The organism is Micromonospora sp. NPDC005291, from assembly GCF_040607415.1.
GTDB lineage: Bacteria > Actinomycetota > Actinomycetes > Mycobacteriales > Micromonosporaceae > Micromonospora.
Genome location: NZ_JBEXGR010000028.1, coordinates 44815 through 57489, shown reverse-complemented (window position 1 = coordinate 57489; position 12675 = coordinate 44815). Strand labels below are relative to the sequence as shown.

The following is a 12675-nucleotide window of genomic DNA, read 5'->3' as shown; positions in this document are numbered from 1 at the left end:
ACGGGTCTGGGAGACTCTGTGATCGTGGATGCGCTCTCGGTACGGGGACTTAGCCGCAACTTCGGCAACCTGGTCGTGCTCGACGACGTGAGCTTCACGCTCCAGGCGGGGCGGATCGCGGTGGTGCTGGGCCCCAACGGCAGCGGCAAGACCACCCTGCTGCGCTGTGTCGTCGGCGCCGACCGGCCGGACGCGGGCGAGGTGCGGGTGCGGGGCCTCCGGGCCGACGAGACCGACCCTCAGGTGCGGGCGCTGGTGGCGGCCGCCCTGGACGACATCGACTTCTTCCCCGATTTGTCCGTGGTCGAGCACCTGGAGCTGGTCGCGTACGCCCACGGGGGCAACGCCGAGCCGGTCGAGGAGGTCCTCGCGGAGCTGGGTCTGGAGCCGGCCCGCGATCAGCTGCCGGTGACCCTGTCCAGCGGGCAGCGCCGCCGGCTGGCGTTGGCGTCGTGTTTCGTGCGGCCACGGCGGGTGCTGATCCTGGATGAGCCGGAGCAGCGGCTGGACGTGCGCGGCCGGCAGTGGCTGGCCGACCGGCTGCGCCGGGAACGAGACGCCGGCACCGCCGTGCTGCTGGCCTCTCATGACCCGGAGCTGATCGACGCGGTGGTCGACGAGCGCATCGAGATCGGCCGGTGACCGCCCCGACGGCCACGATCGCCGACGCGCCGACCGGGGTGCCCACCGCCCGGCAACTGCGTACGCACCTGCGCCGGGCCCGCAGCCGACACCACGACCACTCCCTCGGCGACGTGCTGGGCGATGCGTACGTCATGGTCCTGTTCGTGGGCATGTACGGCTGGTTCGCGATCAGCGCCAGCCGAGACCTGCTGGATTCCCCCACGGTGGGGCAGGCCGAGCCGGGTGTGCGGTGGTGGTTGGCGGTGGCCGCGCTGCTGGCCGGTGCCGGGCTCGCCTGGCGTGGCCTGCGCGCGCTCGGCCCCCTGCTGGTCACCCCGGCCACACAGAGCTGGGCGACCAGCGCCCCGGTCGACCGGCGGGCCTGGCTGGCGCCGCGCTTCGCCATCCTGCTGGTGGGCGCCGCCGCCGGCACCGCGGTGCTCGGGGTGGCCGTGGCGGCGCTCGGCGGTGTCAGCGACCCCGCCGCCCTGGGCTGGGCGGCCGCCGCCGGCGCGGGGTGGGGTGCGGCCGCGCTGGCGCTCAGCGTCGTCGCCCAGAGCAGCCGGGCGGGCCGACGGTGGCCGACTCTTGCCGGAGCGGTGCCGATGGTGGCGGCGGCCGTCATCACCGCCCTGGTGGTGCTCGTCGGTCGCCTCGGCGACGGGCTGCCGCGGCCGGCGACGACGCCGACCGTCGCGCTGGTCGCCGTCGCGGTGCCCCTCGCGGTGTGGGGCACGATCCTCGCGGTACGCGCCCTGCCCCGGGTCGACCGGGCCACGCTGACCACCGGCGCCCAGTTCGCCAACGCCGCCGCCACGGCCACGATCCTGCTGGACCCGAGCCTGCTCGCCAGCCTGGTGGAGAGCCGGCGTTGGCGCCGGATCGGCCGGGTTCGTAGCAGCCGGTTCCTGCCCGGCCCCGCCTGGTGGGCGCTGCTGCAGGCCGACGTACGCCGGCTGCGCCGTCACCCGAGCGCCGTGCTGATCTGGGCGGCGTTGATCGGAGTCCAGTACGCTGCCGCGCTCGCCCTGCCCGGGCTGGCCGGGGCCGCGCAGGTGGTGTTCGCCTACCTCGCCGTCGGCCGGTTGACCGGTGGCCTGCGATCGGTCAGCCGCTCACCCGGGCTACGCCGGGCGCTCGGTGGCAGCGACACCGTGCTGCGCGGCATCCACGTGGTGGTGCCGACGGTCGGGGCGGGCCTGTGGTGGTTGCTGACCCTGCCGACCGTCGACCCGGGGCCGGCCTGGCTGGCACCGACGTTGGCGCTCGGAGTGGTGCTCGCCGCGTTTCGGGCCGGCACCCGCCCGCCGATCAACTACGGCGGCGCGACGGTCAACACGCCGTTCGGGATGATCCCGGTCGACCTGCTGCGCCAGGGCTCACGCGGGCCGGCGCTGCTCGCCGTCCTGGTCCTCGTCCAGCTGTTCCTGGGCTGACCGCGCTCATCAGCCTGGGGCACGTCGTCGCGGGTGGTGGAGCGCGGCGGCGATCTCGGCGACACCGTCCTCGATCTCGGTGACCGTACGGGCCGCGTAGCCGAGCACGAGGCCCGATCGGTACGGGCGCTGGCAGTGCCAGGAGAGCGGCTGCACCTTGACGCCCCGCGCCAGCGCCGCGGTGGCCAGGTCGGTGTCCGGCAGGGCATCGTCCAACGTGATCATCAGGTGCAGCCCGGCGGCGGCGCCGTGCACCGTCGCGGTGGGCAGTTCCCGGGCGAGCGCGGCGATCATCGCGTCCCGTCGACGGATGTGCCGGCGGCGCAGCAGCCGCAGATGCCTCTCGAAGGCGCCGGAGGCCATCAGCTCCGCCAGCACCAGTTGCGGCAGGACAGCGTTGCCCAGGTCGGCGTTGCGCTTGGCGGCCACCACCGCCTCCCGCAGTCGCGGCGGCACGAGCAGCCAGCCGACCCGCAGCGCGGGGGCGAGCAGTTTGGAGACGCTGCCGGCGTAGCAGACCTGCTCGGGCAGCAGCCCACGCAGCGCCGGCACCGGCGGACGGTCGTAGCGGTGCTCGGCGTCGTAGTCGTCCTCGATGATCAGACCGCCGGCTCGCGCCCAGCCGATGAGTTGGCGGCGGCGGTCGCCGTCGAGCACCACGCCGGTCGGGAACTGGTGCGCGGGGGTGAGCATCACGGCGGGTACGCCACTGGCGGCCAGCTCGTCGACCCGCAGCCCGGCGTCGTCCACGGTGATCGGTGGGGTGTCCATCCGCCAGTTGTTCAGGTGCTGCCGCACGCCGAGCGACCCCGGGTCCTCGACAGCGATCCGGTCGATGCCGGCAGCGGCGAATGCCTGGGCGAGCAGCCCGAGCGCCTGGGAGACGCCGGCCACGATGATCACCTCGACGGGGTCGACGCTGATGCCGCGGTTGCGGGCCAACCAGGTGGCGACGGCCTGTCGCAGCGCGGGCGCACCACACGGGTCGCCGTAGCCGAGGTCGGCCGCGGCGACGCGGCGCAGCACGGTCCGTTCGGCGCGCAGCCAGTCCGCGCGGGGAAAGGCGGTCAGGTCGGGTACGCCGGGCGTCAAATCGATCGTCGCGCTCGCCGCGCGTACCGCCTCGAAGATGTCGGTGCCCGGTGCCGGCGGGAAGAGCGCGACCGGTGCCGGCGCGGCGCTCGGGGCGGGTGTGGGCGCGGCCGGCGCGGCGACGACCACCGTTCCGGCCCGCCCCCGACCGGTGACGTGTCCTTCCTCGGTCAGGCGTTGGTACGCCTCGGTGACCACGCCCCGGGAGACACCGAGATCGGCGGCGAGCACCCGGGTGGGGGGCAGCAGATCACCGACCGGCACCCGCCCCTCGGCGATGGCCTGCCGCAGCCGGCCGGCCAGCCAGTCGGCGCGCCCGCCACGGGGCGCGTCCGCGATGGTCAGGTGCAGAAAGTCGGACCCGGCCGTTTTGGACCCCTCCGATGCCGCTGGTTTGGCTCTGCCCATCGGGCCATTGTGGCAGCAGAGTGAGCAGGAGCCAGCCCTGCCAACTCCGCCGGAGGACGATCGTGACCATTCCGTTCCTGATCACCACGCTGATCGTGGTGGTCACCCCCGGCACCGGGGTGATCTTCACCCTCTCCGCCGGCCTGTCCCGGGGTGCCCGGGCCGGGGTGCTGGCCGCGTTCGCCTGCACGCTGGCGACGCTGCCGCACCTGTTGGCGGCGATGACCGGGCTGGCCGCGCTGTTGCAGACGAGCGCCGCGGCGTTCGAAACCGTCCGGTACCTCGGCGTCGGCTACCTGCTCTACCTGGCCTGGTCCATCGTGCGGGATCGCAGCGCCTTCGCGGTGACGACCGACAGCCCGCCCCACTCGGCGATCCGGGTGATCGTCTCCGGGGTGCTGGTCAACCTGCTGAATCCGAAGCCGACGCTGTTCTTCGTCGCGTTCCTGCCGCAGTTCGTGGACACCGCCGGGCCGGGATCGACCCGGGCGATGCTCGCCTACGGCGGGGTGTTCATGCTGCTCACCTTCGTGGTGTTCAGCGGCTACGGCGTCTTCGCGGCCCGGGTACGCGAGCGGGTGCTGAGCCGGCCCCGGGTCACCGACTGGCTGCGCCGATCCGCCGCCGGCACATTCGTCGCGCTCGGCGTGACGCTCGCCCTCACCGAACGATAGGAACCCCGTGCAGTTCGAACATTCGACGCAGCTTCGCGACGCGTACCCCGATCTGGTCGCCGGTGTGGTGCAGGTTTCCGGGATCACCGCCACCGCCGACGTGGCGGGACGCACGGCCGGCTATGTCGCCGACGCGCGGCGGCGGCTGGCCGGCGGGGCCGAGAGCGGGTTCCCGGAGATCCAGGCCTGGCGGCGGGCGTACGCGGCCATGGGGTTGCGGCCCACCAGGTACCGGTGCGCGGCCGAGGCGCTGCTGCGCCGGCTGCGCCTGGACGGCGATCTGCCCCGAGTGCACCCGCTGGTCGACCTCTGCAACGCCATCTCGGCCGCCTACGCCATCCCGGTCGCGGCGCTCGACCTCAACCGGGTCGACGGCGACCTGGTGGTCCGGCCGGCACACGGCGACGAGGTCTACCTGAGCTTCGCCGGAGAAACCGAACATCCCGACCCGGGCGAGGTGACCTTCACCGACTCCGCCGGGCGGGCACACGCCCGGCGTTGGACGAACCGGCAGAGCGGCTGGTCCGCCGTGCGGGCCGGCACCTCGTCGGTGCTGATCGTCGCCGAGGCGCTGCACGTGGGGGCCGAGCCGGCCGTGACCCGGCTGGTCGCCAGCCTGGTCACGGAGCTGACCGACGGGTGGTCCGTCCCGACGACCGCCGCGGTGCTCACCGCCGCCGCGCCCCGTTTCCACACCCCGACGGCCGACGGCGACAGCGGTCAGGCGGTGTCGCCGGGAACGAGGTGGCGGTAGCCGGGGATCGTCTCGGCGAACCAACCGGCGACACTGGCCAGGCCACGCTCGTTGAGCTGCGCGTCGTGGATCGGGTACGCCGCCGCCGCGCCCACGGCGCTGGCGAATCGGATCGCCTCGTCGATGCGCAGCCAGGACCCCTGGGCCGGGACGAGCAGAGTGTGCACCGGCTCGTCCGGCACGTGCAGTGCGTCGCCCGGGTGGTAGAGCTGGTCGCCGATCAGGTAGCCCAGGTTGGGGCAGTCGGGCTGTCCCTCGTGGATCGCGGCGTGCCGGCCGCCGTGCGCGCTGACCGCGATGCCGGCCGCCGTGAAGCGCTGCCCCGCCCGGACCCGTGTCACCGGCAGCGGGGCGAGATCCGGCAGTCGGGCGCCCTCCGGGGCGTACACGGGGACGCCGAGGCCGGCGAGCCGCAACACGTCCACGTGGTCGGTGTGCTCGTGGGTGACCAGGACGGCGTCCGCACCCACCAGGGCACGCGGCTCGCTCCACGTCCCCGGGTCGACGACCAACACGCCGCCGTCGTGCTCGACGCGCACGCACGAGTGGGTGAATCGGGTGATCCGCATCCGGCGACGGTACGCCGCGTACCCGAGGAGTCAGTCCTGCCGGGCCGCGGACGTCCGCAGGATGTAGGCGAACTGCCCGGCGAACACCACCACCGCGGCCACCACCCCGGCCGGGATGGCCAGCACGTGCCCGGCCCCGGCAAGCCCGACCAGCAGGGCGACCCCGAGCCCGACCAGCACCGCGTTGACCGCGCCGACCAGCGCGGCCGTGGTGAGCAGGAACTCCCATCGCCCACGCTCGATGCCCACCAGGTTCCAGGCCGTTCGCATCGTGCCCTCGTCGGCGACGGCGTCGGCGAAGAAGTCGTGCTGGCCGGCGAACCGGTGGTGGTAGTAGGCGCGGATGCGTTGGATCCGCCAGAGGTCCAACGAGTTCTCCACGGTCGTCTCGACCAGTCGCAGGAAGGTCAGCGCCCCGATGATGACCAGGGTCGGCAGCACCGCTCCCAGGTAGGGCCGGACCAGCTTGTCGTTGCTGGCCACGAAGCCGAGCCCGATCAGGGCGGCCGACAGCACGGACAGAAAGATCGTCGCCCGGCCAGTGGCCTCGGCGATGGTGCCGGCGCGGGCGGTCTCCAACGCGTAGTGCTCGGTGGTCAGGGCGGTGAGCAGCCCCTGCTCGCGTTCACTCTCGTCCATCCCGCACGGCCCTCCGCTGTCGCCCGCCCCCGTTACCGTCACCCTATGAGCGGTGAAATGGCTCCGGCGGGTGAACCGCGGTGGGGCCGGCCGACGGCGGAAGGGAACCGGATGCCCGAGTGGGCTGGTCGGGGCGGCCGGCAACGACGCGCCTTCGTCGTCGGTGGGGCACTGCTCGGGATCGCCGTGGTCATGCTGCTGGCCGCCTGGCGCAGCACCGGCTTCCTCAGCGACCTGCTGCTCAACCTCGGTGCCAGCGTGGTGCTCGCGGCCATCTCGTACGTCATCTTCGACCCGCTGTTCGAGGAGGCCCGCAAGGCTCGGGTGCAGGAGCACCTGAGCTTCGACCAGCAGGCGTTCGTGGCGCGGCTGCACCGCTCCGGTCGCCGGGTGCGCATCCTCGACACCTGGACGATCCTGCTGGAGCAGCGGCACCGCGAGGAGACCCTGACCGCGGTACGGGCGGCGCTCGCCCACGGCGCCCAGGTGCAGTTGCTCCTGCTCGACCCGGACTGCACCGCCGCCCAGCAGCGCTCCGAGGAGCTGGAGCGGCAGCGGGTGGACGTGCCCCGGCAGATCCGCAGCAACCTGCGCCACCTGGCCGCCTTCTCCGACGCGCTCGACCCCCGGCTGCGACACCGGTTGCAGGTTCGGCTCTACGACGCGTCCCCGTCGATCCAGCTCTACCAGTGGGACGGGCGGGCGCTGATCTCGTTCTTCCCGATCGGGAAGCTGTCGTTCAACGTGCCCCAGCTCGAGGTGGACATGGACAGCCCGTGGGGCGGGTTCGTGCACGCCCGGTTCGAGGAGCTGTGGGAGCACGAGCAGGCCACCCTGGACCTGGAGCAGTACTGGTCAGTCACGGTCACGCTGCGCCACGACGACTCGGACGTGGTCGAGGTGCGGGTGCCCTACGTGACGGTGGACGGGCAGCACTACGTCGACTGCCGCGGGTTCCGGGTGACCGGGCCGCTGACCGTGCGAGCCGTGCTGCCACCCCGCGCACCCGGGGCGACCCCTGCGGTGTTCGCGCTGGCGGAGCCGGCCGACGGGGACCGCACCCCGACCGCCGTCGTGACACGGCACTTCGACCAGAAGTACGGGCACGGCGACGGGGAGCGGGAGATCCGTCGTCTGGTGCCGCCACCGGTAGGGTCCCGTACCCCGGCGCCTCGCTCGGCCGGTGACGCGCACGGACGGTGACCCCGGCCCGCCGGGTCGGGTCGACGCGCGGGACAATGGTGGCCACCGCGAGCCGTCGCGCCCGAGCGCCAGGAGGACCACCCCCTTGTCGATCAGCCCCGCACCGCCGCCCGGGTCGGCGCAGCTACGCGCCGACTGCGAGCGCTGCTTCGGGCTGTGCTGCGTGGTGCCCGCGTTCGCCCGGTCGGCGGACTTCGCCATCGACAAGCCGGCCGGTCACCCCTGCCCCAACCTGCGCCCCGATCACCGCTGCGGCATCCACACCGAGCTGCGGCAACGCGGGTTCCCCGGCTGTACGGTGTTCGACTGCTTCGGTGCCGGTCAGCAGGTCGCCCAGGTCACCTTCGGCGGGCGGGACTGGCGGGACGCACCGGAGACGCTGCCGGCCATGGCCGAGGCGTTCGCCGTGCTGCGACCGCTGCACGAACTGCTCTGGTACCTCAGCGAGGCGGTGGCGTTACGGCCGCCGGCCGACCTGCGGGACGAGCTGGAGCGCGCCCGCACCGACATCGCCGCGCTCACCGAGGGTGACCCGACGCGCCTACGCGCGGTGGACGTCGTCGCATATCGCGACCGGTTCAACCCCCTGTTGTCCCGGGTCAGCGACGCGGCCCGCTCTCCAGGGGGCGCCGACCACCGGGGCGCCCCACTGCTCGGTGCGGACCTGCGCGGCGCCGACCTACGCCGGGCCAACCTGCGCGGGGCGCTGCTGATCGGCGCCGACCTGCGTGGCACCGACCTGGGTCTGGCCGACCTCACGGGCGCGGACCTGCGCGGAGCCGACCTCAGGGGCGCGGACCTGCGGACCACTCTCTTCCTGCACCAGGCCCAGCTGGACGCCGCCCGGGGTGACGCGCGTACCGGGTTGCCGGCGACGCTCACCCGGCCACCGCACTGGACGGCGCTGCCGCTCACCCCGGTCCGGCAGCCGTCACGGTCCAACTCCCCCGCCCGCCGGAGCCGGCGCCGCTGAACGCGAGGTTTCGGCCGCGACGACGCCGGGTAGCCAGCGCCGACGCGGACCGGCATCGACGGGAGGCACGGCGTGGGTTTCCGAAAGCGCGACGGTGAGCTGCCGGGCGACCCGCAGCACAGCGAGGACGAGGCCGGCCAGGTCCCGTTGGTGCAGGTCGAGGCGGACACCAAGGTCCCGCCCCCGGACGACACCGATGTGCCGCCGGACATCGTGACCGAGGACAACAGTTCGGGTATGACCGGAGGATCCTCCGGCAGCAGCGGCGGCGGGTCGAGCATGCCCGGGCATCCGGACGCGACCCGCTGACGCGGGCTCAGCGCGAGGTCAGCGCGGCCGCCCGAGCCTCGGTCATGCCCTTGTTGGCCAGGCCGTCGGCCCGCTCGTTCTCCGGGTGCCCGTTGTGCCCCTTGACCCACAGCCAGGTGACCTCGTGTCGCTCGCAGGCCGCCTCCAGGCGCTGCCACAGGTCGGCGTTCTTCACCGGCTGCTTCGCGGCCGTCAGCCAACCGTTGCGCTTCCAGGACGCCAGCCAACTGGTGATGCCGTTGCGCACGTAGGTGCTGTCGGTGTGCAGCTCCACGGTGATCGGCCGGTTCAGGCTCTCCAGCGCCTGGATGGCCGCCATCAGCTCCATCCGGTTGTTGGTGGTGGGCGTGGCCTCGCCACCGCACAACTCCCGCTCGTGGTCGCCGTAGCGCAGCAACGCACCCCAGCCGCCCGGCCCGGGGTTGCCACTGCACGCCCCGTCGGTCCAGATCTGTACGCCCCTGCCGGCCGCCGCGTCCACCATGCCCGGCAACCTACCGGGCGGTGACCGCGTACTCCCCGCTCGGGGGGCCGCCGCGCCGAACCGTCAGCCGGGTGGTGCGCCACCGGCCGGTGCGGAGCCGGCCGTCGGGGCTCCGACGACGGCGGCCGGGATGGCCGGCACGGGTCGGGTGGGGCGCAGCCGGTCACGGACGCGGTGCGCCGCGTCGCCAGCGGTGGCGGCGATCATCGGCAGCAGCCGGGTCGAATTCATGATCGCGACCTCCTCGGCCGGTGTGGTGACGCCGTCGAGGAAGCGCAGCACCCGCTCGGCCGGGTTGCGATCGAAGAGCCGGTCGAAGAACTCCGGGCCGCCCACCCCACCCCGGTCCAGGGCCCGCAGCGCGACCGCGTCCATCCAACGGTGCCGGCGCGGGTACGCCGCCGCGGGCACCGGCGGCCGGCCCGCCGCGAGGGCGCGGGCCACCTGGTCGGCCTGGCGGTACATGGCGGAGAAGGTGAAGCCGGTGGACGGGCGGGTCGCGCCGCCGGCCGTGCCGAGGCGGACCACCCGGGGTGAGGGCCGGGCCGGGAACGGCGCGTCGGTCATCGGGATCACCCCGTTCTCCACCTCACGCACCCGCAGCCCGGCCGGATCCAGCCCGAGGAGGTCTCGGTAGCCGGCCAGCGCCGCGTCGTACCCGGCGTCGGTGAGCAGGCCCGGCGAGAACTCGGTGTACTCGACCAGGGCGTAACGGTCGCTCACCGGCAGCACGTACCCGAAGGAGACGCCTCGGGACGGCTGCGGGGTGCGAAAGTCCATCAGCACCGCCCGCGCCGGGTCGAACGTCGGCCGGTCGGCCTCCAGCCACCAGCCGCGGAAGTGCTGCAACCAGGTGGTCCGCCCGGGTCTCGCCGGTGGGCGGGGTCGGGAGTCGAGCACCCAGCCGGCCCGTACGGTGCGCCCATCGCCGGTACGCACCAGCACACGGGTGCCATCGTCGGTCACCGTCTCGGCAGGCGCGACGATCCGGGTGGCGTCCAGCCGGCGCACGGCTTCGGCCGCCCGGTCGTAGACCGGGCCGGAGCGGAGCATGGCGTACCGGAGCGGGGCCAGGTCCAGGACACGGCGCCGGGCCGGCGTGGCCACCTCGACCTGCTGCCAGCTCGCGCTGAGCAGCGGGTCCAGGTCGGTGTCCGGGTGACCCCAGAACGCCCAGGTGCGGTCCTGACCGCGCCGGCGCACCGGGTCGACGATGGCGATCCGCAGGTCGCGGACGCCGTGCCGGTCCAGCGCGGCGAGCAGCAGCGACGCGGCGCCGCCGCCACCGAGCAGCGCGAGGTCGACGTCGAGCGGCGCGGATGTGGTCACCGCATCACGCTGCCACACCGCTCACGGGCGTCGCGCGCCGCCACCCGAACGCGGCGCGTGGTCAGCTCGCCGGGGCGGGCTCGGGTATGGCCGGCGGCGGGTCGGCGTAGGCGCGGACCACCGCCGCGCGGTTGAAGACCCGCCAGGTGGCGGCGGAGACACCGATCGCCACCGCGAGCCCGACCCAGTACGGAGCGGTGATGCCGAACCGGGCGGCGAGCAGCCCGCCGAGCAGTGCGCCCACGCAGTTGCCGCCGGCCGCCACGAAGAGCGTGGTGCTGGCCACACGGCCCTGCAACGCCGGTGGGGTGAGCCGTTGGCGCAACGAGTTCGCCACGATGTTCCACAGTGCGCTGTGCACGCCGAAGGCGAAGAGCGCGAACCCGACCACGACAGTGCTGCGGGACCCGGCCAACGCCAGGTGCAGGCCCGCCTCGATCAGCAGGCCGATCCGGATCGTCCAGGTGGGGCTGATCCAGGCGATGAGCCGATCGCCGAGGAGAGCGCCGAGCACCCCGCCGCAGGCCATGCAGGTGAAGAGCAGCCCGTAGCCGACGGACCCGAGTCGCAGCCGCTCCTCGGCGAGCAGCACCAGCACCGCCAGCGCGGCGGTCAGGGTCACGTTGAGCAGCCCGATCAGCACGGCCATCGTCCGGAGCAACCGCTGGTGGGCCAGCCAGCGCAGCCCTTCGACGATTTCCCCGCGCATCGAACGGGCCCGAGTGGTGGTCGCGTCGGTGGCGGCGGCCCGGAAGTCGCCGCCGATCAGTGCCACCAGCACCGCGCTGAGGGCGTACGTGACGGCGTTGACCACGAACGGGCTGCCCGCCGAGAGCACGAACAGGAAACCGCCCAGCGGCCCGGCGAGCATGCCGTGCATGAGGGTGGTGCCGCCGCCGAGCCAGCCGTTGGCGCGCTCCAGACGGTGTCGGGGCACCACCGTCGGCAGCATGGCCTGGCTGGCCGAGCGGAACACGATCTCACCGGTGTTGACCACGAACAGGACCACGTACAGCAGGGCTACCCCGGCCCGATCGGTCATGATGGCCGTGGCCAGCACGGCCAGCGCCACCACCCGCACCAGGTCGATGATGATCATCAGACGGCGCCGGTCCATCCGGTCGACCAGCACCCCGCCGGGCAGGGCGAAGAGCAACCAGGGCAGCCAGGCCACCGCGGACGCCGCGGCCACCACGAGCGGGTCGTCGGTACGCGACGCGACGAAGAGCGGCGCGGCGACGGTGGCCAGGCCGCTGCCCAGGGCGGAGAGGGTGCTGGCCGCCCACAGCCAGGCGAATCGTGTTCCCAGGCCGGCGACCCTTTCCTGTTTCACGGGCACGGAACCTACCAGCGTCTCCCCTGGCCGCACCGCGATTTATCCCGCCTCCAGAAGCCCTTGGGCAGGCGGTGCATTTCCGCCGTCGTCGGCAATACCTCGCCATCGGCCCACCCGCGACAGCCCGGCCGGAGAAGACATCGATCGGAGCACCGGTGCCGGTCGGGCCGTCGGGGCCTTTCCGCAGCTCTCCCCGCCTTCGGGTGGACACGTGACGGCAACGAGGATTTCTCATTTTCACCTGATCGTGGACCCAACCCACCTAGTGTTGGGCACACCGGTGCTAGTCACGGAGTTGGCCACCCGAACGACGTCCCACGCAGTCAGCGGACGAAAAGTGAGGGAAGACGCGTATGAAGGTCTCAACAGCACTCTGCTCGGCGGCGCTCGGCGTGGGCCTCGGCACGCTCCTGCTGCCAGGCGCCGCACTGGCCGACACCACCGTGTCACCGGCCACCACCCCGGTCGGTGGGACCGTCGTGCTCACCGCGACGACCTGCAACCCGAAGTCGGGAGACGCCATCTTCCGGGTCACCGGCCCCAACCGCGACCAGAACGTCCGATCCACCACGGCCGCCGCCGGCGGCGGGCTGAGCGCCGAACTCTTCACCGCCGGGTTCACCCTGGGTACGTACACGGTGGCGGCGACCTGCGGCGACGGCAGCTCGGCCGGCAGCGCCACGTTCGCCGTCACCCCGATCGGCGGCGCACCGGCCGGCTCCGGCGGCGACAGCCGCGACACCGGCGCTCTGGCCGCTGGCGGCACACTGCTCGGCACCGCCGTCGCCGGCGCGGTGATCCTGATCCGCCGGCGCCGTCCGGTGTCCACTGTCGCCTGATCGGCG

14 protein-coding genes are annotated in these 12675 nt (G+C 73.6%); 8 read left to right on the top strand and 6 right to left on the bottom strand.

The window, feature by feature from the left end; translation table 11 throughout:
- The first annotated feature begins 18 nt into the window (after window positions 1-18).
- Together ABZT18_RS28265 and ABZT18_RS28260 are read left to right on the top strand one after the other, a co-directional pair.
- A complete protein-coding gene (locus tag ABZT18_RS28265; RefSeq protein ID WP_354995868.1) occupies window positions 19-642 on the top strand; it encodes an ABC transporter ATP-binding protein in 624 nt (207 codons plus the stop codon).
- Window positions 639-2060 (top strand): DUF6297 family protein, encoded by a 1422-nt coding sequence (locus ABZT18_RS28260; protein WP_354995869.1) that lies wholly within the window; start codon window positions 639-641, stop codon window positions 2058-2060. The genes ABZT18_RS28265 and ABZT18_RS28260 overlap by 4 nt, the downstream gene beginning before the upstream one ends.
- Before the next feature lie 9 nt (window positions 2061-2069).
- On the opposite strand, the gene ABZT18_RS28255 is transcribed toward ABZT18_RS28260, so the two are convergent.
- The gene (locus tag ABZT18_RS28255; protein WP_354995870.1) at window positions 2070-3560 is read right to left on the bottom strand and encodes a PLP-dependent aminotransferase family protein; all 1491 of its coding nucleotides are present in this window, start codon (window positions 3558-3560) and stop codon (window positions 2070-2072) included.
- A gap of 62 nt (window positions 3561-3622) precedes the next feature.
- On the opposite strand from ABZT18_RS28255, the gene ABZT18_RS28250 reads away from it, so the two are divergent.
- Together ABZT18_RS28250 and ABZT18_RS28245 are read left to right on the top strand one after the other, a co-directional pair.
- Window positions 3623-4234, top strand: coding sequence for a LysE family translocator (locus tag ABZT18_RS28250; RefSeq protein WP_354995871.1), 612 nt, complete (start codon window positions 3623-3625; stop codon window positions 4232-4234).
- Window positions 4235-4241: 7 nt separating this feature from the next.
- On the top strand, window positions 4242-4988 hold the full coding sequence (locus tag ABZT18_RS28245; RefSeq protein WP_354995872.1) for a phenylalanine--tRNA ligase beta subunit-related protein: 747 nt from the start codon (window positions 4242-4244) through the stop codon (window positions 4986-4988).
- Here ABZT18_RS28245 and ABZT18_RS28240 read toward each other — a convergent pair.
- Window positions 4955-5557, bottom strand: coding sequence for an MBL fold metallo-hydrolase (locus ABZT18_RS28240; RefSeq protein ID WP_354995873.1), 603 nt, complete (start codon window positions 5555-5557; stop codon window positions 4955-4957). The two genes, ABZT18_RS28245 and ABZT18_RS28240, sit on opposite strands and share 34 nt — an antisense overlap.
- Before the next feature lie 30 nt (window positions 5558-5587).
- Window positions 5588-6196, bottom strand: a complete 609-nt coding sequence (locus tag ABZT18_RS28235; protein ID WP_354995874.1) for a hypothetical protein — start codon at window positions 6194-6196, stop codon at window positions 5588-5590.
- A gap of 45 nt (window positions 6197-6241) precedes the next feature.
- Here ABZT18_RS28235 and ABZT18_RS28230 point away from each other — a divergent pair, with 45 nt between their 5' ends.
- From ABZT18_RS28230 to ABZT18_RS28220, 3 genes are all read left to right on the top strand, one after another.
- Window positions 6242-7399, top strand: coding sequence for a hypothetical protein (locus tag ABZT18_RS28230; protein WP_354995875.1), 1158 nt, complete (start codon window positions 6242-6244; stop codon window positions 7397-7399).
- An 85-nt stretch (window positions 7400-7484) separates the two neighbouring features.
- Window positions 7485-8372 carry a pentapeptide repeat-containing protein gene (locus tag ABZT18_RS28225; RefSeq protein WP_354995876.1) on the top strand — a complete coding sequence of 296 codons (888 nt, stop codon included), beginning with the start codon at window positions 7485-7487 and terminating at the stop codon, window positions 8370-8372.
- A gap of 72 nt (window positions 8373-8444) precedes the next feature.
- Complete coding sequence (locus ABZT18_RS28220) at window positions 8445-8681, top strand: preprotein translocase YidC (RefSeq protein WP_354995877.1); 237 nt, start codon at window positions 8445-8447, stop codon at window positions 8679-8681.
- Between the two features lie 7 nt (window positions 8682-8688).
- Here ABZT18_RS28220 and rnhA read toward each other — a convergent pair whose 3' ends face one another.
- From rnhA to ABZT18_RS28205, 3 genes are all read right to left on the bottom strand, one after another.
- Window positions 8689-9165, bottom strand: coding sequence for a ribonuclease HI (rnhA, locus tag ABZT18_RS28215; RefSeq protein WP_354995878.1), 477 nt, complete (start codon window positions 9163-9165; stop codon window positions 8689-8691).
- Between the two features lie 63 nt (window positions 9166-9228).
- Window positions 9229-10494, bottom strand: a complete 1266-nt coding sequence (locus tag ABZT18_RS28210) for a lycopene cyclase family protein (RefSeq protein ID WP_354995879.1) — start codon at window positions 10492-10494, stop codon at window positions 9229-9231.
- A gap of 61 nt (window positions 10495-10555) precedes the next feature.
- On the bottom strand, window positions 10556-11827 hold the full coding sequence (locus tag ABZT18_RS28205; protein WP_354995880.1) for an MFS transporter: 1272 nt from the start codon (window positions 11825-11827) through the stop codon (window positions 10556-10558).
- Window positions 11828-12183: 356 nt separating this feature from the next.
- Here ABZT18_RS28205 and ABZT18_RS28200 point away from each other — a divergent pair, with 356 nt between their 5' ends.
- Window positions 12184-12669 (top strand): hypothetical protein, encoded by a 486-nt coding sequence (locus ABZT18_RS28200; protein ID WP_354995881.1) that lies wholly within the window; start codon window positions 12184-12186, stop codon window positions 12667-12669.
- The last annotated feature ends 6 nt before the right edge of the window (window positions 12670-12675 follow it).

Coding starts and splice junctions, on each gene's coding strand:
- ABZT18_RS28255 (WP_354995870.1), bottom strand. CDS start 3,560: ATGGGCAGAGCCAAACCAGCGGCATCGGAGGGGTCCAAAACGGCCGGG.
- ABZT18_RS28240 (WP_354995873.1), bottom strand. CDS start 5,557: ATGCGGATCACCCGATTCACCCACTCGTGCGTGCGCGTCGAGCACGAC.
- ABZT18_RS28235 (WP_354995874.1), bottom strand. CDS start 6,196: ATGGACGAGAGTGAACGCGAGCAGGGGCTGCTCACCGCCCTGACCACC.
- ABZT18_RS28230 (WP_354995875.1), top strand. CDS start 6,242: ATGAGCGGTGAAATGGCTCCGGCGGGTGAACCGCGGTGGGGCCGGCCG.
- rnhA (WP_354995878.1), bottom strand. CDS start 9,165: ATGGTGGACGCGGCGGCCGGCAGGGGCGTACAGATCTGGACCGACGGG.
- ABZT18_RS28200 (WP_354995881.1), top strand. CDS start 12,184: ATGAAGGTCTCAACAGCACTCTGCTCGGCGGCGCTCGGCGTGGGCCTC.